The organism is Reichenbachiella faecimaris (assembly GCF_900176375.1).
Taxonomy (GTDB): Bacteria; Bacteroidota; Bacteroidia; order Cytophagales; family Cyclobacteriaceae; genus Reichenbachiella; species Reichenbachiella faecimaris.
Window position 1 is genome coordinate 571,018 of sequence record NZ_FWYF01000001.1, and the last position, 22,510, is coordinate 593,527.

The window sequence follows — 22,510 nt, forward strand, 5'->3', positions numbered from 1 at the left end:
AAAAAAGCATTCACCCATATGAAAACCAAAAAAGAAATAGTAGATAACTGGCTCCCTAGATATACAGGTGTTGAATTAGAAGATTTCGCTGAATACATCCTACTCACGAATTTCGCCAATTACGTTGAAATTTTTGCTGAAAAATTCAGCACAGAAGTACAAGGACAAGATAAACCCATGCAGTCTGCTACGGCAAACAACATCACTATTATCAACTTTGGAATGGGTAGTGCCATGGCAGCTACGGTAATGGATTTGCTGTCCGCCATTGAGCCAAAAGCCGTGCTCTTTTTGGGTAAATGTGGCGGACTCAAGAAAAAAACCCAATTAGGAGATTTGATCCTACCCATTGCTGCCATTAGAGGGGAAGGTACATCCAATGATTATTTGCCATTAGAAATTCCAGCACTTCCATCCTTTAGACTGCAACGTGCGGTCTCTTCAATGATCAAAAAGCACGAAATGGATTATTGGACTGGCACGGTATATACCACGAATAGACGAGTATGGGAACATGATCGTAAATTCAAAAAATATCTAAGAAAGATCAGAGCCATGGGTATAGATATGGAGACAGCTACGCTATTTACAGTTGGTTTTATTAACGAAATCCCAAGAGGAGCACTTCTGCTAGTTTCGGATAACCCGATGACTCCAGCTGGAGTAAAAACAGATGCTTCCGACAAAAAGGTCACGGGTAACTTTGTTGACAAACATATTCAAATCGGAATTGATGCTTTGCTAGAACTTTACAATTCTGGCGACTCTGTCAAACATATGAGATTTGATTAGTCTTATGAATTTTCGAATACAGCAACAATCCTACGCCAACTACAAAAAACAGCATCAACGCCATGGTGCTGTTTCTCATTGAACCAGTGAGCTGTTCTATAAATCCAAATGAGAAAGTCCCCACCACTATGGATAGCTTCTCGACTACATCATAAAAACTAAAATAAGACGTATTATCAATGGTGTTGTTAGGTATCAATTTGGAGAAGGTAGATCTGGACATGGACTGAATTCCACCCATAACCAGTCCTACTACTACTGCCAATCCATAAAATTGAAATTCTGTATGCAGCACGTAAGCATAGCCACATACGCCAATCCATATCACAAGCATAGACAGTATTGAAATGCCATTATTGTATTTTCTTGAAATGGACGCAAACAAATAGGCTCCTGCTATTGCTACTAATTGTATGATTGTGATGGTAATGATAAGTTTTGAAGCTTCAAGTCGCAATTCTTTTTCACCAAAAATCGCTGCTAGATGCATGACCGTCTGTACGCCTGCGCTATAAAAGAAAAAGGCCAATAAATACACCTTCATCACTTTCAAATCTTTCAATGAATGAAACACTATTTTCAACTCCTTCACTCCTTTCAAAAACAGATTCTCATCCTTTCTCTGACGGCTCGTATGGTTTGGTAAATAATAAAAACTGTACTGTGCAAAACCCAACCACCACATTCCAACTAAAAGAAAGGACAGGCGTACCACAGCTGATTCTGCTTCAAATCCTAGCGTTTCGTGCATAATAATCATAGCGAAACTGACGAGTAAAAGCAGAACACTGCCAATATATCCATAAGCATAACCTTTAGCACTCAATTGATCATACTCAGATTCAGTTGTGATTTCAGGCAGATAAGAATTATAAAACACCAAACTTCCTGAGTAACCAACACCAGCAAGTACAGAGCAAATGATCCCATATTCCACATTATCTCCTCGAAACCAAAAGAGTCCTGCTGTTGATATAGCACCTAAGTAGGTAAATAACTTGAGGAAAAACTTCTTTTTCCCTCCATAATCTGCCATCCCAGACAACCATGGGGAGATGAAAGCCACTATGAGAAATGACGCAGCAATCGCATAGGAATAGAGCACTGTATTAGTAACTTCAAACCCAAAGAAAATTACCTTTTCTGATTCAAAGGCACCTCTAGTTACTCCATTAAAATAAATAGGAAAGAGCGTGGAAGAAATAACAAGTAAGTAGGCAGAATTGGCCCAATCATACATGCACCAGGCTTGTTGTATTTTTTTGTTTTTATTCATACTCAAACAACTCTAGCAGGGTTTTGAGCCCTGTTAGGGTTCATCAGATGGACAAAAAAAAGGCCTCGATAAATCGAGACCTTTCCATATTATTAAAGATTAGTAATTAGTCAACTCTTTTAGACGAACTGTAAAGTAGTTTTCTAGCATTTGCTTCTTTAAACTCCTGCTGAACATCAGTTACGATACCCATTTTGGCATCAATATCTACTTTCATAGACATGGTAATCTGATCTCTTTCTACTTCACTCAATTTATCCTTCTCTTGGTTTACAAATCGAACTACATCCTTCACTTCAATGAATACATCATTCACCTGAATTTTAGGAGTAACACCATAAACTGCAGTTCTTTTTGGTTTACCAATATATACATAACTCACCAACGACTTTCTTTCCAATTTACTCAACTGAGTAGACTTCGGAAGCTTCTGCTCTACCATAATTGTTGTTTCTCTCAATACGGTTGTCACCATAAAGAAGAACAACAACATGAAAATAATATCTGGTAGTGCAGCTGTTGGAATTTCCTGAGTGGTTCCTGAACTTTTCTTAAACTTTGCCATATCAACCTCCTATTTTATTTGGTTCAGCAATGGATATTGCTCTAGGAATACCTGCTCTTGCTTTCATGTACATATCTTTTTGCTCTGGATCTTTTTTATCCAATTGCAAAAATTCTTCTGCTGAGATGCCTACACGCTCACCATATATCTCATTATAAGCAGCATTGACTTCGTCAAGTACTCGAATATACAATTCGTAACTTGTCCCTCTATCTGCTTTGAATGAAACTACGGCCTTGCCAGGCTCATCTGAAGAATTTGTACTTCTTCCATTTGAATTGACTTGTCTACGTAAAGTAGCTGGCAATTGATTGTATAACAATCTTCCATCCGCAGATGGTTTGCCAAAGTTCAAAACAAATTCTTTAACCATTGGTCTCAATTTAGTAATATCTCTCATTGGCTCATCCTCTACCAGCAACTGATCATTTGAATTAGCCAATATCTTAAAGATATTCCTATCATGCATTTTAACATCCAACTCCGGCTCATTAGGATCCGGTTTCGGAGGCAAAAGCATTGCTATTCCTTTGTCATTCGCAATCGTGGTAGTAACCAAGAAGAAAATCAACAAAAGAAAGGCAATATCCGCCATCGAACCCGAGTTTACCTCGGCCGCAGGTCTATTTTTACCTTTCGCCATAATCTTATTTTACTGCTTTTGAAACTTCTGTAAAAACAATTCCGCCAAGTGCGCCTATGATCAAAATGTACATCATAGTCAACAATCCTCCTACGAACTTAGACAGACCTTCATCAACACCAAGCTCAAGAGCAGATGCCGTTACTTCAGATCCAGACAAGGCATAAGAGATTCCAAAAATTACAACCAAACCAGCTACACCTGCACCTGCCTTAGTCAAAGACTTTGGATCACTTACTGAATTTATTATTGGAAAGACAATCGCAGCTAATCCCGCTAGGATCGTCAGTGTGTATGACACATATAATGCTATATCTATAGAATCCATTTCTTTTTCTTTTTAAGTGAAAATCTTATTTAGCAGAATGCTTAACCAAGATATCTACTAAAGAAATAGAAGCATCCTCCATAGAGTTAACTAGTGAATCAATTTTAGAAACAAGGTAGTTGTAGAACAACTGTAGAATAACCGCAACGATCAAACCACCAACTGTTGTCAAAAGTGCTACTTTAATACCACCAGCAACCAAGGCAGGAGATACATCACCAGCTTCTGCGATCGCGTCAAATGCGTCGATCATACCAATTACAGTACCCATGAAACCCAACATTGGAGCCAAAGAGATGAAAAGTGAAATCCAAACCATTCCTTTTTCCAATTTGCCCATTTCAACAGAACCATAAGCGATGATAGATTTTTCAACCATTTCTACGCCTTCCGACATTCTCATTAATCCTTGAACGAAGATAGAAGCAACAGGCCCTTGTGTATTTCTACATACATCCTTTGCAGCTTCAACTCCACCTGAGTTCAAAGCACCCTCTACTTGCTCTAACAACTTCTTAGTGTTAGTAGTAGCCAAGTTCAAAGTGATAATTCTCTCGATGGCAACAGCCAATCCTAAAATTAGACATAACAAAACGATGCCCATGAACTGCCATCCACCTTGGATGAACTGATCTTTTACGATTTGATGAAAACCTGGCTCTTCAACTGCTACTTCTTCGTAATCAGCTGCAGCCACCTCTTCTTCTACATACTCTTCTTCCGCATACTCCTCTTCCATGGCTGTGCTATCGCCCTCAGCTACCATCTCAGTAGAATCAGATGCTACTTCTTCTGTAGCTACGTCATCCTGCGCCATTGTTTTTAGGTGAGTCATAGTGAACACACCAGTCAACATCAATAAAATTACTAATCTTTTCATAGTCTAATTTTTAGTAAATCTTTAATAAAGGTTTAAAAGTTATTCTTTTCAATTAAATACTAATTCAGTGCAGAGAGGAAGGGATTCGAACCCCCGGTGCCCTTGTGGGGCACACTCGCTTTCCAAGCGAGCACCTTAAGCCACTCGGCCACCTCTCTCTAACTTTTTTAGTTTTCTCCAAGCGACAAATAAATTATAAAAATACACTATTTGCAAATTGTACCATATTAATTTGGAGATCGCTAATTAAATGGTCATTTCACCCCGTATGGGAATGCTAAGTTTCTTTTTTACCTGTTCGGTCGACTTTTCTGTACCAAGTAAATGCATCATTTTAGCCACGGCCGCTTCAGTTGTAATATCCAATCCGCTAATCACTCCTATTTCAGTCAACTTTTTACTCGTTTCATACCGTCCTTGTATTACACTTCCTCCTATACATTGTGACACATTCAAAATCACAATGCCTCTGTTGACCGCACCTTCCAAGAGCTCATTGAACCAATCATAGTTCATGGTATTACCAGAGCCATAAGACTCCAATATCACTCCTTTCAGACCTTCAATATTCAAGATGCCTTTGACAACTGCTGGAGAAATATTGGGGAAAATTTTCAATATAGCTACATCTGGATCCAGCTCAGGACTGTATTTCAGTTCTTCCTCTTTGTATTTCTTCAGAAAGGATTCGTTATATACTATTTCAACACCTGATTCGGCTAGGTAGGGATAATTTTCAGATTCAAATGCCGCGAAATTGCTACTTCTTATTTTTTGCGCTCGGTTGCCTTTCAGTAAGTAATAATTAAAATAAAGACATACTTCAGTAACCATAGCATGATCGCCATTACGCTCAGAAGCAATTTCTAGTGCTGTAATGAGGTTTTCCCTGGCATCCGATCTGGTCGCTCCAATTGGAATTTGTGCTCCAGTAAATATGATAGGTTTATTCACACCCTTTAGCATAAAACTGATCGCAGAAGCAGAATAGGCCATGGTATCTGTACCGTGCAAAATAACAAACCCATCGTATTGATGATAGTTGTCCTTCAAAATCGAAGCCATATCCTTCCACTGCTCCACATTGATATTGGAAGAATCAACTGGTTCTGGAAATGAGATGACTGTCAACTTCAAATCGAGCTTATGCAATTCGGGGATCTTTTCCAGTACCAGACTGAAATTAAAGGGTGCCAAGGCGCCCTCTTCGTCATACACCATACCAAATGTGCCTCCCGTATAAATGAGGAGTATAGAAGATTTGGGATCTTCCGAACTGGTCGCAATGTTGACTACTTTAAATTTACTCGCTTGGGTCATTCTTGTCATTTAATTGAAAATACGATACGCATTTTCAGTGGTAGCTTTGGCCACCTCATTTTTGGTTATATTTTTAATGGCTGCTATTTTTTCGGCCACCAAGTTTAAATACGCGGGTTCGTTGCGTTTCCCTCTATTTGGGACGGGCGCAAGATAAGGACTATCCGTCTCCAATACCAAATGATCTAATGGGATTGATTTCAGTACGGGTTCTAACCCTCCATTTTTGAATGTTGCCACTCCTCCTATTCCCAATAAGAAGCCTAACTCAATGATCTGATTGGCCTGCTCTACTGTCCCAGAGAAGCAGTGAAAAATCCCACGAAATTTTTCAGTTTTAAGATCATCTACAAGCGCTATGGTTTCGTCGATCGATTCACGACAGTGGATGACAATGGGTCGATCCTGCTGAATTGCCCATTTGGATTGAATCTTAAAAGCTTCCTTTTGCTGTTCATAAAAGGACTTATCCCAGTACAAATCAGTTCCCATTTCACCAACTGCAACAAACTCTCTTTTATTCAACCAATCTTCTACGATATAGAGCTCCTTTTCGAAATTCTTATCAACGGAACAAGGGTGAAGCCCCATCATTGGGATGCAATATCCCGGATAACGGTATTCAAGCTCCAACATGGCGTCAATAGACTCACTGTCAATATTGGGCATGTATATTTTTTCGACTCCTTGCTCCCTAGACCTTTGGATCATCTCGTCAACATCATCCTTGAATTTGTCTGAATAAATATGTGCGTGAGTTTCTACTAGCTGCATTTCAAATTAATGTTCTATCTATCTCAATATTTCCTCCCTTTCCAAACTACCTGGATGGGTAAAAGATAGAACGCAAATGTGATTAAATAAAAAACGAAATCATATATTTCAAACAGCAGAAGGTGAATCACAGAGATTCTGGAGCCTGTTGATTTCGAAATCTGCATGAAAAGAAAGTACTTAAGCCCTATGACAGCAAAAGCCACAAAACACCAGACAATATTATATAAAGCTAAAAATGAGAAGGCAGGCCAGAACAGTATCTTGATCATGCCAGCCAAAAGCATCAAAGGATTTAAACCAGCCAACCCTCTCATCCATCTTTTTCGCTGATGAAGTAGTGATCCTACATCCAACAGGGCTTGTGTTGTAGCTACAGCACCTGAGTTGATATTCACTTTCAACTCTCCTCCCAGAGGTCTCAAGCGTCGCAACAAGTCAACATCTTCCACTATGGAGTCATCTAAACCCGCGTAACCACCAATTTCATTATAAGCAGATTTCGCAATCAACATATTGTTTCCCCATCCTGTGAGATATATGCCTATTCTGGAAAACCAACCAATGACCCATTCATTGAATAACCAGTCTATATTTTGCAGGTATCCAAGCCTTCTGTTTCCTGACACTCTAGTTAATCCAACCACAATTTCTTTCTCATCAGTCATCTGAGTCAACATGCTTTGAATCCAATTAGATTGAAATCGCATATCAGCATCTGTAAATAACAAATACTCCCCTTTAGCTTTTTCTGACAAATAAGAAAGTATTCTCTGCTTCCCAAACTTCCCAGTTGATTCTTTCCCATACGAATAGATAGTAGAATTTACTGGCTTATTCCGTTCTAGCAGATTCAAGGTATCATCCTCAGAATCATCATTTCCAAACAGTATTTCAAAATCAGATTTGGCATAGCTCAACTGCTTCAAGCTGTCACACAAAGCTGCTACATTTTCCTCCTCGTTTCTAAGGGCAATCAGGACGGAAACAAAAGGAGGCTTTTCAAACTTTCTATTTTTTTGCGTGGGCTTTTCTATAATAAGAAGCATCAAAAATGATAACCACACAGCTACAATTCCTATGGCGACCATCCACATCACGTAGCAAATGGAATTATGTCAAACCCAAAGCCCTCTTCCTTGCAATGGTTTAAAAAACGTGGCAGTACCCACTGCAATTTTTCAATCGATTTCAGATTATCATGAAACACAATAATATCACCAGATCGCATCTTAGAAATCAAGTTTGAAAGACATTTCTCTTTTGATAATTTCCCATCAAAATCCCCACTCATCAATGACCAAAGTACTGTTGGCTTATTAGTTCTAAAATGGCCATAAGGTGGCCGGAATAAGCGCTCACTTCTTTCAATCAGCTTATTTAACACTTCCTCTCCCCTGCTGAGATTGTTTTCATAGTCAACTTTGGATATTTTCCATCCGTCCAAATGGGCATAGCCATGATTGGCAATTAGATGATTGTCATGGAATATTTGTGTCACCAGAGATGGACACTTTTCAACCTGCTGTCCTAAACAAAAAAAAGTAGCCTGGGACACATATTCTTTTAGGGTTTTCAACACAAAATCAGTCACGCCAGGAGTCGGGCCATCATCAAAAGTGATATAGATTTTCTTCATATCACTTGGTATACTCCAAGTATGATTTGGAAATGTTTTTTGTATAAGGGACGGTATTCTATGCAAATAGAAACCCAAAAGTTATGATTTGAATTTTGCCGAAAGTATGGTCACGTCATCACGGTACTCCTGACCTTGACGAAATTCATTCACTGCTGTCATCATGGTGAGATTGAGCTCATTAGGTTTGGAATTCTCGACACTTTTGATTGCCTTCATAATACGAGTTTCACCAAATTCTTCTTCAGAAAGATTGATTGCCTCATTGAGCCCATCTGTATAGCAAAACAGATAAAATTCCTTCAGGTTTTCCACTATGCCCATTTCCACAAATGGCAATGGCTCAAACATACCTAGAACTGTTGTTCCTTGAGTCAATTCCATGTCCTCCTTGAAATTCACTTGAAGTAATGGAGGATTGTGTCCACAGTTTATATAACGTAGAACCTGCTGAGATTTGCTATAGATAGCAACAAAAAATGTAATGAATATCTCACCATTTCCGCTGAATTTGATTTGATGATTGAGTTCGGAAACGATCGTAGTCAAATCATTGGTTTGGCGCACCAGGGTGTGTAAAGAAGCCTGGAAATTGGACATCATCAAGGCTGCAGGCACGCCTTTCCCTGATACATCAGCAATACAGAGCAGAAACTGATCTTCATCAATCCGGATGTAATCATAATAATCACCTCCCACATTATGATGCGGCTGATAATAAGCGGCTACTTCAAATTGGTCTGTTGCTGGTAGGTTTTTGGGAAACAGATAATTCTGCACTTGCTTGGCAATTTCTAGCTCCTTTTTAAACGCCTCCTGTTCCAACTGCTGGCGAGCCAATTTTTTATTTTCAATAGCTACCAAAATAATATTGGTCAGAGCTTCAAGAAAAGTAGTAGCTGAATTGTTGGTCAACCCGCTTTCAGATTCCGTGATATCACCAACAAATACTAATGCCAATAGTTGGTTTTTGTGCATCACAGGAATGACATGATCAAATTCTTGGCACTCTGTCTTCCCCAGGGCTTTTACCTTTTCTTCCCCTTCAAATTGATCAACAGGAATGCCGTTAACAATCTCAGCTGCCACACCAAAAAACACCTTACAATTCCATACCCCTTCTGTTTCGACAAAAAGTGCCAGCTTCTTCACCTTGAGGTTAGCCAACAGGGTAAAGTGATAAATCTTATACAAAGACTCTTCAGACAAATTGTTGTTGATGGCTTCCGTTACTTCTAACAGGGCATTCAATTCCAACTCTTTCAAATTTGATTCTATGGTCTTAGTTTCTGCCATTTAGCTTGTGTGGGCTTTGAGTCCTTCTTTTGAGGCCAGGTAATAGTACTTTCTAAAATTGATCTCAATATCAATGCTTCCAGGATCCAACTCGACGTCCGGTTCGCTATAGCAACGCAACCAATTCTTTCGTACCATTTTAGCTAAAATAGGCTTCAAGTCTTCATCAGATAGCCCCAGAGCTGCTTTCATATCATTGAAATGAATAAGAAAGTATAGTTCGTCCAATATGTCAAATTCCAGATCGCTCATGGTAGATAGTTCAAGTAGGGTTAGATTTTGTGCGTTCTTTCTCGCCAACTGTATTGTCCAAAATTAGAGGCTACCCCAAAGAATACAACATAAAATGGATAAATAATTTGAAGGAGGCAGAAATTGAAGACTGACGGATTAAGCTTCTGAATCCTGCTCGCTGTAATTATATATATGTAGTCAATCAATAGCTTGATGCTTAAAATAAAAGCACCAAGAAGGTTTTTGGTCAGCACGGCATCTATAATTAACCAAACCCAAATGCTGTAGATGAGAAAAATAAAAATTGCTGTAAGTTTAGAAAAAGCATCTTTATGAAATTTCCATTTGGACGCCCATCTCCTTCTTTGATGATAAAATTGTGTAAGGCTCTCAACAGGCTCACTAATCACCAAAGCTTTTTCTGACTTAATAAATTGTACCTGATGGGGAAATGCTTTGAATAGCTTTCTCAGCAGAAACTCATCATCCCCTGAGGCAATGTGCTCATTGCCCGCAAAGCCTCCAACTTCCTCAAATGCCTCCTTTGCAAAGGAATAATTGCACCCATTAATCACAGTAGGTTTCCCCATTTGCAATGTGGCTGCTCCCATGGCCACCAAAGCAGCCAACTCCTGATTAAGTAGATCAATCCATCTAGTATTCTTTGCATTAAATAGCTTAACAGGGCCAAAGGCCAACTTCGCACCTCGTGAAAATGCCTGCTTGTGTTCTTCAAACCAGTCTTCTCCTACCTCACTATCTCCATCTGTACAGATCATCAGCTCTCCTTTGGACAGGCTGATCCCAAAACTAATGGCCGCCTTTTTCCCTTGTTGGCTGTCATGAAGCTGAGCCAAATTCAGGTTGTCATATTTCACTTGAAGGGATTTAACTATTTTTTTTGTCTCGTCCTCAGAATGGTCATCTACCACAATAATTTCGAACTGATTTTGCTCCCCTGCACTTTTATAAATTGAATGAATGAGCCTTTCAATATTTTTAGACTCGTTTCTGACCGGAATAATGATTGAAGCAAATACGGAAGTGGCACCTTGATTTTCTGGTTGAGGTATGTTATTCCATTGCCACAGGAGTAGCAGAACAAAACATCCATAAATCAAAGTAGCAATACCAGCAATCAAATAGATCAAAATGATTTCTTTAAATCAGAAACAAAAAAAAGTCCTGTCACTGCTGGTAGCACAATATTGATCACCCACACTAAAAAACTAGCCATTAACACCAAGCTCAAATCAGAAGTGAAAAAACTAAAAAACAAAGTGGCTGAAACCCCTCTCTTCACCAGATCACCTAGCACTGACATATTAGGCCATATAGTCTTGACAAGAAAAATCCAAGCAATCCCAAGCAGAATAATTTTCACTGGCAGCACACTACCCAACGCCCAGAATATAAAATAAAACTGCAGCACAAAAATCAAGTAGCGTCCAACTGAAATCATTAATATTTTCAGGACTGATGTACTCCTGAGCTTGCCAATTAGAAATAGATAGTTCTTAATTCTGCTTTTAAAGACAAACAGGCCACATACAATACTGGCAACCAATACACCTGACATCAATGAGGATGTCCAGATAATACCAAAAGGTATTTCTAGCCCCTTTCCTAATAAAAACAACACTGACTTGACCCCAAAAACCAAGGTAGGCAACATTTGAGAAAATCTATCAACAGCCAACCCAGAGAAAATTTGATTCCTAGACCCTTTGCACAATCCCACATAGCGTGAAAATCCATCTCCTATTCCGAATGGACTAATGACGTTTAAACTCTTCCCTGTCAAAATAATTTTTGAACAATTCCAGAGCGACTTTTCCTCAATGGGCTTAAGAATATACTGCCATTTCCAAGATTCAAATCCTATATTTAACGGAAGTAGGGCCAAGCATAAGATAAGCCCCATCATATTCTTGACATGCACGGATTTGATCAGATCAATACTTTCTGCTCCATCAACAAGTTTGAATATGACAACACCCAAAATCACTGCTGGCAGTACCCATGACCAAAGCAACCAAATGGCTCTCCCCCAACTACTGTTATAATTTACCAATGCTCTGATCATCTACTAAATATTCGACTGGAAGTCACTTTTCATAAAAGGTAATCTTTCTATCTTGCAATGCTATCCAACTCCATGAATAAAACTAAGGAAAAAATCATTTTAGGACTAGACCCTGGCACCACTGTAATGGGTTACGGCGTGATTTTAGTAAAAGGCAGCCAAATCACAACACTTCAACTGGGTGTCATTCACTTGAGCAAATATGCATCTCATGAACTAAAACTCACGAAGATTTTTGAAAGAGTAACTCATGTAATAGATGAATTTGGACCTGATGAAGTAGCATTGGAAGCACCTTTTTTTGGGAAAAACGTACAGTCCATGCTAAAACTAGGCAGAGCACAAGGGGTAGCCATGGCAGCGGCGCTCACCAGAGATATCCCTATTACAGAATACGCACCCAAAAAAGTAAAACAATCTGTTACTGGAAATGGAAATGCTTCCAAAGAGCAAGTGGCAGCAATGCTACAGTCTATTTTAAATCTCAAAGAAATACCCAAACTATTGGATGCTACGGATGCACTGGCCGTAGCACTTTGTCACCACTATCAAGGGGGCAAACCTCAGGCTTCTGCCAAAAGCTGGAAGGCCTTTTTGTCTGACAATCCAGATCGGTTGAAATAGCAAAAATACTGCACCGCAATCTCCCCAACCCTCTTCTTTAAGAGGGAGTTAAATTCCCCTTAGAAAAAGGGGTTTAGGGGGATGCTTACCAAGTAGTCGCTTTAATCTTTTGAGCGGCACGCATGATGTCTCTTCTACTGATCTGTCCTTTCAATATGCCGTTTTCCGTAACAGGAAATCTCCTGAAATAAGTATTCAAAAACTCGTTAGCGCAAGCCACTACATCCATATCCATTTCTAGTGTTTTTACATTGCTGGACATAAAATCAGACACCTTCCCTTTTCCACTGGGGATGTTGTGATAAGACGACTGAACCAATACTTTCAAACAGTCCTTTTCAGACAGCATCCCAACCAATTCTCTTTTCTCATTGAGAACTGGCCCGCCAGAAATCCGTTTTTTCAACATGATGTCAATAGCTTCTGCGATTTCTTGATCAGGACTGAAAGTGATTAGGTCTTTGGCCATGTAGTCAGCAATAGTCTCATATTTGATTCCTTTTTCCTGCTCTACACGAGCGCCTTTAAAGTTCATTACCATGGTTGATTTAGTTAGAAGTTGAAATTAGACGAACTCTTATATTACCATATTTTCGACGAATTCGCAAGCAAAATCCTTATAAAATACAATTTAAGTAGGATATTTGAGATATGTTTATTAGTTTGACGGCAAGCCAAGGAATTTTGACCACCCGCTAATGTTTGAACTTTATTTATAAAAGAGTGTTAATTATGTCAGAATAGTTAATCTCTTATTAGAAATAAACCGTATAAAATATTAAATTTGCGGGCTCGTTTACACTAGTACTAGGCAAGGAGCCCTAAAAAAAGGAAAACAATATCATATGAGACAACTGAAGATCACACAATCGATTACTAACAGACGTGAAAGTCATACCTTAGAAAAGTATTTTACTGAAGTTAGTAGTGTGCCAATGATTACTCCTGATGAGGAAGTAGAGTTAGCACAGAGAATCAAACAAGGAGATGATCTTGCTCTTGAAAAATTAGTGAAAGCGAATTTAAGATTCGTGGTATCTGTTGCCAAGCAGTACCAAAACAGAAGTTTGCCTTTGAATGATTTGATCAATGAAGGAAACCTAGGTCTCATTAAGGCCGCAAAGAAATTTGACGAAACCAAAGGATTTAAGTTTATCTCTTATGCTGTATGGTGGATTCGTCAGTCGATCATGCAAGCACTAGCTGAGCAGTCTAGAATTGTAAGGTTGCCAATGAACAAATCTGGTGCGATCAACCAGATCAGAAGAGCTTATGCAGAACTTGAGCAGAAATACGAGAGAGAGCCAACCGAAGAGGAATTGGCTGACATCTTAGACATGAAGCCTAGTGAAGTCAGAAACACATTAGGCGCTGAAGTGAAGCAAATGTCTATGGACGCTCCTTTTGGTGAAGACGAGTCTGGTTCATTGTTGGACGTATTGGAAAACAAAACTACTGTGCCTACTGATGGCCAGATGGTATTCAACGATTCGTTGAAAGTAGAAACTATCAGGGCGTTATCTACTTTGACAGCTAGAGAAAGAGAAGTAGTAAGAATGAGCTTTGGCATCGGATCTGACAACCCATTCACCCTAGAGGAGATTGGCGACATCATGGGTTTGACTCGTGAGCGTGTAAGACAAATCAGAGAGAAGGCCCTACAGAAATTGAGAGAGCCATCTAAGAATCAAAGATTGAAAGAATTCTGTGCGAGCTAAGCAGCTGCGTCAGATGTAGAATATTGAAAACCTCAGCGAAAGTTGAGGTTTTTTTTGTTTATCTCCATTCCGTCATTACCCGATTTATTCGGGTAATCCCCAGCGGTTTGGCAGACTGTAACTAAAGTATTTGCCCTCAACCCGACACATCGCCTTGACAAGCAAAGGCGATGACGATCTCATTCTAAAATACTTGTATTCCTGCTTCTGTCCATTTATTCTTGTTAGCAGTCAGGCCTACTCACTGAAAGACTAGCCTAACAATTGCACTTCTGAGAGAGATTAATTGGAACTATTACCTCACTACCAGCTTAGTGGTATTTCTCTCGATTCCTTGGTTTACTGAGAGCGCATACATGCCTGGTATTAGTGCTGTATTAAAATACAATTTCAGATCATGACCACCAGTTTCCAGAGTTTTTACTTCAGAGAAAACAGTTTCACCAGTGATTGATATAATTTGTATTATAATTTTTGCCTTTTCCTCAGCATTCACTCTAAGATTCACAGTATTTCTATCTAAGGAAGGATTGGGATAAGCCAATACCTGTAATGGTCTATTCTCACTGCTCTGTTCAATTCTTACAGTCTTATGTATTTCAAAGGCACCATCAAAGTCATACTGAATTAACCTATAATAGGCTACATCAGTCAATGGATATCTATCATTAAAAAGATATTCATGCTGAATATTAGAAGTTCCGTGACCCTGCACTGTTCCAATGGTTTCAAAATCAACCCCATCATTCGATCTTTGTACATCAAAATGATCATTATTCAACTCACTGGCCGTCACCCAACTCAAGCGAATCAAATCACCCATTTGACTCGCTTTAAACGAGATAAGCTCCACAGGCAAAGGCAATACATCTCCATAAATGGCAAAATTATCAAAAGCTGCACCTACATCTACAGCACTTCCATCACTTGCAAATAAAATTCTAAATTGGACTTGACTATTATCTTCTAAAACGGCCGGTAAATCAGTCTCGGCAACTTCCCAACTCCCATTATCACCTGACCATCCATCTTCACCATCAGCCAAAGCATCCACATCTGTGTCATTGTACCAATTAATATCATCGAGATACTTTCCAAGGTTATACCAATTCGCACCCGCATCATCACTGTACTCGATTTGATAACCATCCCATTCAGCCTCTGTGGAATATCTCAGATCAATATGAAGACTTAAACTAGTCTCACCAGTAAGGTCAATCACAGGGCTTTGTATTGTCAAAACTGCATTGTTGCTATAATTCGAAGGGTCGGTATGCCAATAATTGCCATCAGCGCCAGTCGCGAGGATAGCATTGCCCCTGAGCCAGTCTCCATTGGTATTCGAGGTCACTGTCCATCCCTCATCCGAAGCATCGAAAGTATAGTAGACAATTGCATTATCACCTTCTCCTGCAATGGCAAAGGTGTATGGATCTTCGTCGCTATCATCACTGGCAATAGAGACTGTTGCACTTCTTGTTCCTGTAGCTGAAGGATCAAATTGAATGGTAAATGTTGTTGACTCGGTAAAATCCAGCGCAGAAGAGGCTGGTTGACTCGTAACAGTAAAGTCCGCTGCATGGGTTCCACTAATGGTGACAGGTGTACCACCTGTGAGATTCAGAGTGCCTCCGCCTACGTTAGAAATAGTAAACGAATTGGACTTTGTACCAGACGTCACATCTACATTACGAAAATTCGTCCCTTTTAAATTGGAGGTGCCAGCTGCACCATTGATTATTTCAAGTGAATTCCCTTCCACATATATATCTGGAACCCCAACAGATATCATAAAATTATCAAAGGCTACTCCTGTTTCATTTTCTGAAACATCACTCTGAAAGCTTACTCTATACCTAGTATTAGTATTGTTCTCCAAAATAGCTGGCAATTCTATTTCAGCGGTCTCCCATCTATCATTATCACCTGACCATCCATCCTGTCCATCAGCAATAGCATCCACATCCGTATCATTGTACCAATTTATACCATCTCCCACGGCACCAAGATCGTTCCATCCTGTACCACCATCACTGCTATACTCGATTCTGAAGCCATCCCAATCTGCTTCAGTATCGTATCTAAGATCTATGTACAGCACCAAATCTGACTCACCAGATAGGTCTATTACAGGACTCTGAATGGTGAGCACTGCATTAGCATTATACGCACCAGCAGGTGTTGTATACCAAAAGGATCCATCAGCTCCCTCGCTTAGAGCGGCTGTTCCTCGTGCCCAGTCTCCGTTAGTATTATCAGTAACTGTCCACCCTTCATTTCCTGCATCAAAAGAATGATAGACTATCTCATTCACGCCTGTTCCTTGTATGTCGAAGGTAAATGGATCTTCGTTACTATCATCGCTCGCTATAGAAATATCAGCAGATCGAACACCAGTAGCAGAAGGATCAAAAGCTATTGAAAAAGTGGTAGACTCTCCTCCACTCAAAGTCAAAGAAGCAGGTTGCGCATCTACGCTAAAGTCTGAAGCATGTGTGCCTTCAATGGTTACCGGACTTGCTCCAGTAAGGCTCAATGTGCTTCCACCCAAGTTAATGATCGTATAGGTCTTAACTTTGGAGCCAGCCCCAATCCCAACGCTTCTAAAATCAGTATCATCTGTAGTAGAAGGAGTACTATCCCCATTTTTGATTTCAGTACCATTGCCAGCCACGTAAATATCTGAACCTCCAGATACCACAGTAAGGTTATCAAAAGCAACCCCTTCATCAGTTAGTCCTCCATCAGATTCAAACCTAAAACGAAACTGAACCGTTGAATTATTTTCAAGAGCAGCTGGCAAACTTATGATTGCCGTTTCCCAAGTTTCATTGTCACCAGACCAACCGTCCTCATCTGCACCTATGGCATCCAGGTCGGTTTCATTGTACCAATTAAACCCATCACCTACTGCACCTAAAAGACTCCAGCCTCCGCCATCATTATATTCCATTTGCATGCCGTCATATCCATCCTCAGTGGTATATCGAACATCCACTTGCAATACAAGATTTGTAAATCCTGAAAAATCCAGCGTTCCACTTTCTACAATCAGGACTGCATCATTGTTGTATGCACTTGGTGAGGTATGCCAATAACTACCATCAGATCCTGCATCCAATATCCCCGAACCCCTCAACCAATCTCCATTGGTATTGGAAGTGACTGTCCATCCATTATCAGAACCGTTAAAATCGTGGGAAATTACTGTCGTTTGAGCAAAAGCTCGGGGCAGAATTACACATACCAATAAGGCATGCATAACTGGCATAATCATTTTTCTCATAGATGACCGCACCGCGTGGTTAGGGTAAAGTTTTATTAACCTATTCTGGTTAAATGAGTCTTTTTACAGCTACTTTTAAAAAAGAACCACCTCAAATCTAATTAAAAATTGGAAATCCTTATGTTTTTTTTTTTGAAATGAAGTGTGGGAACACATTGATCCTAACTATTAAAATGTTTGTGCAACCCATTAATAATATTCCACTGGGCGAGAATGTAAGTGCCCATGATCCAAATGGAGGCGTTTTCCATGGGTGCGTAGAATTTATTGATCGCAATGAGCGAATCAGATAGGATAAATAAAATGGCACCAAAGACCACTTGATTAAAGCTTTCTGTGGTGGTGCTACCATTTCTATAAACTGCACCTAAGGCCATCAGACAGATCAGTGATGCGTATATAGTCACAGGTATTTTTAATCCCTCCAAAAAAGGCCAGAGCGTATATAACAGTCCAATCACAAATACAGCAAAAGGTAGGACATTGAAAATATGTTGCAATAAAGGTATCTGCTCTTCCTCTCCTGACTTTGCATTTTTAAACGAGAAAAAGTAGAGGGCTTGCGCGATAGCAAAAGCCCCTAAACCAACTAAGAAGTACCAATCCCTCTTGTACACATACATCAGGGCCACATCACCAAACCAGGAAAAGACCAAAGCGAATACGGCCAGTATAAATGATAAATTAACTGGTGCATTCATGCCTTTTCGGAAGTAAACCAACAGGACTGGCATCAGTAATGGTTTAGTGAATTCATTCAAAAACTTCCATTCAAAAGCATGGCTACACAATTCTGCCACAGAAATGACAATAAATACATACTTTAGAATTTGGGCGGTTTTTTCGTCTTTCATCTGTCTATGTTGCTTTACTGGCCAATGCCAATTTCTTAACTGGATTCGAATATAAATAGATGAGCCCAATTAAAACCGTAGCCGAAGCAATATAAAAGACCAAAGAGATATTGGCGAGTTCATTGTTGTAGATCAGACCAGACAAGAAGGCTCCCATGCCAATTCCTATCTCCAGTGCAATATACATAGTAGCAATTCCTCTCCCTCGATGTGCTTCATTGCTCAGATCAATCGTCCATGCAAAAATGGTGGGTGAACAAATCCCAACGCCTAGTCCAAAAGCCACGCCACTGATTATAAACATGGCCTGATTGTCTGTATTGGCTAATAGCAGCATTGCCACCAGCAAGATCATGCTGCCTATGCGTAGGACTGGAATCCGACCATACTTATCTGAGGCCTTACCAGCCACAATTCTAACAAGCAAGGAAGCTATGGTGAAGAAGGTGAAAAACAGCCCTCGATTTGGAAAGCCTAGTTGGTCGCTCAAATCAGGTATCACTGTGAGAATAGCTCCAAAAGAAAACACAGACAACATCATCATCAAGGAAGGTGATATTACATTAGGTTCAAATACTTCATCAGGTTTTACATAGAAATGACTGATGGATAATTTCTCCTTGTCTTTTAAAGATTCCTTCATTCCGATAAGGATTAGAACTGAAAGAATCGCAAAAGCAGATGAACTATAAAACATAGTATTCATGCCAGCATTGGCTGCAATAAAGGAACCAATGGCCGGCCCTGCCGCCATACCCAAACTGCTGAAAAATCCCACCACCCCCATGGCCTCCCCTCTCCTTGCGGCAGGTACTATGTCAGCTACATAAGCCGAAGTGCCTGTAGGCTTAAATCCAGTAGAAAAACCATGAAAAAAACGCAGGGCAAAGAATCCAATGATTCCAGTCACGAATGGATAGATTAGGGCAGCAATCCCGCTCACCAGAGCACCAACAACCATCACAGGAATTCGACCAACCTTATCCGCCAGCTTTCCACTAAAAGGTCTTGATAGGCCAGCAGTAACTGTGAATAGTGCAATGATGAGCCCTTTGTACTCTCCTCCTCCTAAACTATCCAGATAGGAAGGAAGCTCTGGAATGATCATGTTGAAACTTCCGAAAAACAGAAATCCACTGAGGCAAAGTAGCCCAAACTGGAGTGTGAAAATTGAGTTTGTGTTGTTCATAGTAGGCACGCAAAGCTAACCCGAATATCATACAAACCCCATGACGCTTATATCTCTTCTCTATTAGAAAATTGTTAAAAATGATGAAGTCAGGTAGACCCTAGAAACTGGTGAACGTAGAACGGCTCTTTTTATCAAGTTTCAAGTCTTTCAGCAGTTGAGAGTTTACACGTATTTCTACGAAATAAGATTGGCGTGGGCCAAAGGGTACCCAGTTAAAATTGAGCGTCCAACAGTGCAAATCTCTGCCTACGTTCAAACGGGTCACTGTAAATTCTTTATTCTTGATATCATACCCAGAGTTGAATCCTATTCTGGTTTTATCTGTAATACTGAGATTGCCATTAAAGTTTAACGTTTGCGTAATGACGGGTTCATTAAAGCCATTCTTTGTATAGTTAAAGGCATAATTGATATTTAGAGCCCAGGGCACGTCAAAAGGCACATACTGATTTGGATCCCTGGAAATAAACTGATTCACATTGCCAGCCATTTGATTTTCTTCTTGTCCTGGAAGAAATGGGTTATCAGGATCGGAGTTGTTGATATGTCTAGGGTTCATTCCAATATCTCTGCCATTATCACTGCTTTCCTCTTGAGATTTACTTCCCTTTGGTTTTAGATTCAGACCAATCGCTACATTTCCTCTGGTTAGTCTACCCATTCCTTCTCCACTGTTCCAAGCCAATCGATCTATCTTGCGCTGATATACCCGATCACTAGCATCTATACTATCTAGTACATAGACGTAGGGATCAATTGTTCCACTCATATTGATACTGACCACTCGATTGAATAAACTGGTTCTAGCGTTCCAATTGATATTGCTTAGGTTGAAGGAATCAGCTAAGAAATTATAACCAGAGGACATAGAGAGGTTGTCGAATATTTTTACTTTTTTATACTCTTCAATGGAGTCATTTTTTGCCTTCACCTTCATTTCAATATTGTGATTCATAGAGAAAGAGAGGCTGGCACTTTCCCCTAATGATGGGCCTCCATAGGCGAACCCTTGATATTTTGATAAAATTCTTGTATTTCCCTGATCATCAATTTGTACTTCTTCATAATGCCCCTTTGAAGGGTCACCAAAATCAGGACTATAGCTAAAACCAACACTGGGCGTAATAACATGTCTAATGGCTTGAACCTTGCCTCCTCCGAAATTATACATGCCATAAAAACGTGTGGACACAGACGCTCCAGAGCTATACCAGCCCGCTCGTGAAAATTGACGCAAAGTATCTACTCTCACGCCACCTTCCACCTCATCATAGGTGTATTGCAATTCTTTTGGATACCAAACCTCTGTATAATTAAAACTTGGGCTGACAGTGAAGTACTTCATCACATTGAAAGAGGTGGCAATAGGAATAGTATGTCTCGCTCCCAGTTTCGCTCTATCAAATAGTGTGGCCAAATTGTCCGAACTAAAGCCCACCAGACTATCATCCATTGCATTTCTATTGATGACATTGAAACTTGGACTAGCCACAGCAGCATTGGAGAGTTCACTTTTAGCTACCAAATTATATGAAAAACCTAACTTCCCGAGTACGCCATTCTTCAATCCACTGATATTTTTAAGCGGATATATCCTGTTCATATTGAAACTCAATTCTGGCAACGTGACATTAACTACCTCCGTGCTAATGTTCTGACTGTGTCTGGCATTCAAACTTAAATTGAATGGTGTACCTTGAAAGGTCTTTGAATAAGAAATATTGGAATTGAATTGTGCGTTGACACTCTGCTGATAATCATAGCCTACATTATTGGCATTGGCCGAATAGGTAGAAGTACCTGCAGAAACAGAAGCTGAAAACCTGGAAGTACCCACTGACTGTGGACTGTGTGACCAATTCAACCAAAAATCCTTAGAAAAAGAATCATCTTCAAATTGTGTACTGTTGGTTTTGTTGTACCTTAAATTGAAATTTCCAGAAAAGGCGTATCTCTTTCTGTAGGTAGAAATACTCTGCAATCCATAACTCCCATTGGTGAAAATATCCCCTGTCAATTTCAAATCTATATATTCATTGATATCGAAGTAGTATCCTCCAGTTCTAAGGAAAAACCCTCTATTCTGATCCTCGCCATAGGACGGAAAGAGAATCCCTGAAGCTTTTTCTTTGGGTTGAGGAAACATTCCAAATGGAAAGCCTATGGGTGTAGGAATTTCCCCAAAGTACAAATTAAAGGGTCCAGAGACTACCTTGTTGTTTGGAATAACCTTCAGCTTGGATGATTTGATATAGTAGTGAGGATAAGCATGGTCGCAGGTAGTATATTTAGCTCCACGGATGAACATTTCATCTTTTTCGTTCTTCTTCACCTTTTCTCCGTGCATAAAGGCGCCATCCTGCTCTGTAATCACACCATTAATCAATGCACGCTTGGACTTGAAATTGTACTTGATGTCGTCCGTCTCATAGACATCCTGCCGCTCAGTAAACACAGGCTTCCCTACTTTCTTTCCAGCACTATCAAGCACATAATTGGCCTGTATGGCATTAGTAACCCAATCGAGAGAAATACGCTCTGCAGACAAACTTATATCCCCATAATCAATCTTGGACTCACCATACAGATACATCATCTGGTTTTGTAAGTCAAAAAAGATTGAATCTCTTGCTTTGTAATCAATCGTAGTCTCGATATCACCACGAGGTTTGGGCGGGGTAGCCACAGGCACGGTTTCTGTAAGAAGGGTATCTAAAATCTCTGCATTTGCTCCCATAATGGTCTGAGCAGAGTCTGCAATAAGTGGAAGGTATTCTGGATGGTTCACCAATGAGTCTCGTAAACCAAGCGAATCTATCAATTGGGGCAATTGGCGCAGGATCTGAGCTGTATCCAAAGCAGGATTTTGACCAAAAGCTGAAAACCTAGCGGAAAAGAGAAAAATTAAAATGACTACGTACTTGATAATGCGCACTAAGGGTTTTCAGTTACGAGTAAAAATTTACATTTTTGTACAAAAATATTGCCATTATAATTTAAACT

General features: G+C 39.8%; 21 protein-coding genes and 1 tRNA gene. 3 read left to right on the forward strand and 19 right to left on the reverse strand.

Translation table 11 applies throughout. The annotated features are described in order from the left end of the window. The first annotated feature begins 18 nt into the window (after window positions 1–18). Window positions 19–792: an AMP nucleosidase gene (locus B9A58_RS02420; protein ID WP_084370830.1), complete on the forward strand. Its 774-nt coding sequence runs from the start codon at window positions 19–21 to the stop codon at window positions 790–792. Here the strand turns inward: B9A58_RS02420 and B9A58_RS02425 are convergent. The 14 genes from B9A58_RS02425 to B9A58_RS02490 form a co-directional block, all read right to left on the reverse strand. After that, window positions 770–2,068: an MFS transporter gene (locus tag B9A58_RS02425; protein WP_084370831.1), complete on the reverse strand. Its 1,299-nt coding sequence runs from the start codon at window positions 2,066–2,068 to the stop codon at window positions 770–772. The two genes, B9A58_RS02420 and B9A58_RS02425, sit on opposite strands and share 23 nt — an antisense overlap. A gap of 106 nt (window positions 2,069–2,174) precedes the next feature. Further along, window positions 2,175–2,633 carry an ExbD/TolR family protein gene (locus B9A58_RS02430; protein WP_084370832.1) on the reverse strand — a complete coding sequence of 153 codons (459 nt, stop codon included), beginning with the start codon at window positions 2,631–2,633 and terminating at the stop codon, window positions 2,175–2,177. Window position 2,634: 1 nt separating this feature from the next. Continuing rightward, entirely contained in the window at window positions 2,635–3,276 is a 642-nt protein-coding gene (locus B9A58_RS02435; RefSeq protein WP_084370833.1) for an ExbD/TolR family protein, read from the reverse strand. Between the two features lie 4 nt (window positions 3,277–3,280). Further along, on the reverse strand, window positions 3,281–3,604 hold the full coding sequence (locus B9A58_RS02440) for a hypothetical protein (protein WP_084370834.1): 324 nt from the start codon (window positions 3,602–3,604) through the stop codon (window positions 3,281–3,283). A gap of 25 nt (window positions 3,605–3,629) precedes the next feature. Continuing rightward, on the reverse strand, window positions 3,630–4,484 hold the full coding sequence (locus B9A58_RS02445; RefSeq protein ID WP_084370835.1) for a MotA/TolQ/ExbB proton channel family protein: 855 nt from the start codon (window positions 4,482–4,484) through the stop codon (window positions 3,630–3,632). Between the two features lie 70 nt (window positions 4,485–4,554). Next, window positions 4,555–4,642, reverse strand: a tRNA-Ser gene (locus tag B9A58_RS02450). An 88-nt stretch (window positions 4,643–4,730) separates the two neighbouring features. Continuing rightward, window positions 4,731–5,804 (reverse strand): asparaginase, encoded by a 1,074-nt coding sequence (locus B9A58_RS02455; protein ID WP_084371944.1) that lies wholly within the window; start codon window positions 5,802–5,804, stop codon window positions 4,731–4,733. 9 nt (window positions 5,805–5,813) lie between these two features. Further along, window positions 5,814–6,578 (reverse strand): TatD family hydrolase, encoded by a 765-nt coding sequence (locus B9A58_RS02460; RefSeq protein ID WP_084370836.1) that lies wholly within the window; start codon window positions 6,576–6,578, stop codon window positions 5,814–5,816. A gap of 23 nt (window positions 6,579–6,601) precedes the next feature. Continuing rightward, window positions 6,602–7,627, reverse strand: a complete 1,026-nt coding sequence (locus B9A58_RS02465) for a glycosyltransferase (protein ID WP_176214653.1) — start codon at window positions 7,625–7,627, stop codon at window positions 6,602–6,604. Between the two features lie 47 nt (window positions 7,628–7,674). Beyond that, window positions 7,675–8,217, reverse strand: coding sequence for a polysaccharide deacetylase family protein (locus B9A58_RS02470; RefSeq protein ID WP_084370838.1), 543 nt, complete (start codon window positions 8,215–8,217; stop codon window positions 7,675–7,677). A gap of 81 nt (window positions 8,218–8,298) precedes the next feature. Next, complete coding sequence (locus tag B9A58_RS02475; RefSeq protein WP_084370839.1) at window positions 8,299–9,513, reverse strand: PP2C family protein-serine/threonine phosphatase; 1,215 nt, start codon at window positions 9,511–9,513, stop codon at window positions 8,299–8,301. Continuing rightward, the gene (locus B9A58_RS02480; protein WP_084370840.1) at window positions 9,514–9,765 is read right to left on the reverse strand and encodes a hypothetical protein; all 252 of its coding nucleotides are present in this window, start codon (window positions 9,763–9,765) and stop codon (window positions 9,514–9,516) included. Window positions 9,766–9,785: 20 nt separating this feature from the next. Continuing rightward, window positions 9,786–10,898: a glycosyltransferase gene (locus B9A58_RS02485; RefSeq protein ID WP_176214654.1), complete on the reverse strand. Its 1,113-nt coding sequence runs from the start codon at window positions 10,896–10,898 to the stop codon at window positions 9,786–9,788. Continuing rightward, window positions 10,895–11,833: a lysylphosphatidylglycerol synthase domain-containing protein gene (locus B9A58_RS02490; RefSeq protein ID WP_084370842.1), complete on the reverse strand. Its 939-nt coding sequence runs from the start codon at window positions 11,831–11,833 to the stop codon at window positions 10,895–10,897. Before B9A58_RS02490 ends, B9A58_RS02485 begins: the two co-directional genes overlap by 4 nt. A 72-nt stretch (window positions 11,834–11,905) precedes the next feature. On the opposite strand from B9A58_RS02490, the gene ruvC reads away from it, so the two are divergent. Then, on the forward strand, window positions 11,906–12,457 hold the full coding sequence (ruvC, locus tag B9A58_RS02495) for a crossover junction endodeoxyribonuclease RuvC (RefSeq protein WP_139793713.1): 552 nt from the start codon (window positions 11,906–11,908) through the stop codon (window positions 12,455–12,457). 85 nt (window positions 12,458–12,542) lie between these two features. On the opposite strand, the gene B9A58_RS02500 is transcribed toward ruvC, so the two are convergent. Further along, on the reverse strand, window positions 12,543–12,998 hold the full coding sequence (locus B9A58_RS02500; protein WP_084370844.1) for a CBS domain-containing protein: 456 nt from the start codon (window positions 12,996–12,998) through the stop codon (window positions 12,543–12,545). Between the two features lie 304 nt (window positions 12,999–13,302). Here B9A58_RS02500 and B9A58_RS02505 point away from each other — a divergent pair, with 304 nt between their 5' ends. Further along, window positions 13,303–14,175, forward strand: a complete 873-nt coding sequence (locus B9A58_RS02505) for a sigma-70 family RNA polymerase sigma factor (RefSeq protein WP_084370845.1) — start codon at window positions 13,303–13,305, stop codon at window positions 14,173–14,175. A 295-nt stretch (window positions 14,176–14,470) separates the two neighbouring features. On the opposite strand, the gene B9A58_RS02510 is transcribed toward B9A58_RS02505, so the two are convergent. The 4 genes from B9A58_RS02510 to B9A58_RS02525 all read right to left on the reverse strand — a co-directional run bounded on the left by B9A58_RS02510 (window position 14,471) and on the right by B9A58_RS02525 (window position 22,364). Next, window positions 14,471–17,461 (reverse strand): choice-of-anchor D domain-containing protein, encoded by a 2,991-nt coding sequence (locus B9A58_RS02510; RefSeq protein ID WP_084370846.1) that lies wholly within the window; start codon window positions 17,459–17,461, stop codon window positions 14,471–14,473. A gap of 161 nt (window positions 17,462–17,622) precedes the next feature. Then, window positions 17,623–18,315 (reverse strand): lysoplasmalogenase, encoded by a 693-nt coding sequence (locus B9A58_RS02515; protein WP_084370847.1) that lies wholly within the window; start codon window positions 18,313–18,315, stop codon window positions 17,623–17,625. A 4-nt stretch (window positions 18,316–18,319) separates the two neighbouring features. Continuing rightward, window positions 18,320–19,504 (reverse strand): MFS transporter, encoded by a 1,185-nt coding sequence (locus B9A58_RS02520; RefSeq protein ID WP_084370848.1) that lies wholly within the window; start codon window positions 19,502–19,504, stop codon window positions 18,320–18,322. 100 nt (window positions 19,505–19,604) lie between these two features. After that, window positions 19,605–22,364 (reverse strand): putative LPS assembly protein LptD, encoded by a 2,760-nt coding sequence (locus B9A58_RS02525; protein WP_139793714.1) that lies wholly within the window; start codon window positions 22,362–22,364, stop codon window positions 19,605–19,607. Between the last annotated feature and the right edge of the window lie 146 nt (window positions 22,365–22,510).

Excerpts from the sequence above, each read along its gene's own strand:
- B9A58_RS02425 (WP_084370831.1), bottom strand. The coding sequence starts at position 2,068 with ATGAATAAAAACAAAAAAATACAACAAGCCTGGTGCATGTATGATTGG.
- B9A58_RS02470 (WP_084370838.1), bottom strand. The coding sequence starts at position 8,217 with ATGAAGAAAATCTATATCACTTTTGATGATGGCCCGACTCCTGGCGTG.
- B9A58_RS02475 (WP_084370839.1), bottom strand. The coding sequence starts at position 9,513 with ATGGCAGAAACTAAGACCATAGAATCAAATTTGAAAGAGTTGGAATTG.
- ruvC (WP_139793713.1), top strand. The coding sequence starts at position 11,906 with ATGAATAAAACTAAGGAAAAAATCATTTTAGGACTAGACCCTGGCACC.
- B9A58_RS02480 (WP_084370840.1), bottom strand. The coding sequence starts at position 9,765 with ATGAGCGATCTGGAATTTGACATATTGGACGAACTATACTTTCTTATT.
- B9A58_RS02420 (WP_084370830.1), top strand. The coding sequence starts at position 19 with ATGAAAACCAAAAAAGAAATAGTAGATAACTGGCTCCCTAGATATACA.
- B9A58_RS02460 (WP_084370836.1), bottom strand. The coding sequence starts at position 6,578 with ATGCAGCTAGTAGAAACTCACGCACATATTTATTCAGACAAATTCAAG.
- B9A58_RS02435 (WP_084370833.1), bottom strand. The coding sequence starts at position 3,276 with ATGGCGAAAGGTAAAAATAGACCTGCGGCCGAGGTAAACTCGGGTTCG.
- B9A58_RS02440 (WP_084370834.1), bottom strand. The coding sequence starts at position 3,604 with ATGGATTCTATAGATATAGCATTATATGTGTCATACACACTGACGATC.
- B9A58_RS02430 (WP_084370832.1), bottom strand. The coding sequence starts at position 2,633 with ATGGCAAAGTTTAAGAAAAGTTCAGGAACCACTCAGGAAATTCCAACA.
- B9A58_RS02500 (WP_084370844.1), bottom strand. The coding sequence starts at position 12,998 with ATGGTAATGAACTTTAAAGGCGCTCGTGTAGAGCAGGAAAAAGGAATC.
- B9A58_RS02510 (WP_084370846.1), bottom strand. The coding sequence starts at position 17,461 with ATGAGAAAAATGATTATGCCAGTTATGCATGCCTTATTGGTATGTGTA.
- B9A58_RS02515 (WP_084370847.1), bottom strand. The coding sequence starts at position 18,315 with ATGAAAGACGAAAAAACCGCCCAAATTCTAAAGTATGTATTTATTGTC.
- B9A58_RS02465 (WP_176214653.1), bottom strand. The coding sequence starts at position 7,627 with ATGCTTCTTATTATAGAAAAGCCCACGCAAAAAAATAGAAAGTTTGAA.
- B9A58_RS02505 (WP_084370845.1), top strand. The coding sequence starts at position 13,303 with ATGAGACAACTGAAGATCACACAATCGATTACTAACAGACGTGAAAGT.
- B9A58_RS02490 (WP_084370842.1), bottom strand. The coding sequence starts at position 11,833 with ATGATCAGAGCATTGGTAAATTATAACAGTAGTTGGGGGAGAGCCATT.
- B9A58_RS02455 (WP_084371944.1), bottom strand. The coding sequence starts at position 5,804 with ATGACCCAAGCGAGTAAATTTAAAGTAGTCAACATTGCGACCAGTTCG.
- B9A58_RS02520 (WP_084370848.1), bottom strand. The coding sequence starts at position 19,504 with ATGAACAACACAAACTCAATTTTCACACTCCAGTTTGGGCTACTTTGC.
- B9A58_RS02445 (WP_084370835.1), bottom strand. The coding sequence starts at position 4,484 with ATGAAAAGATTAGTAATTTTATTGATGTTGACTGGTGTGTTCACTATG.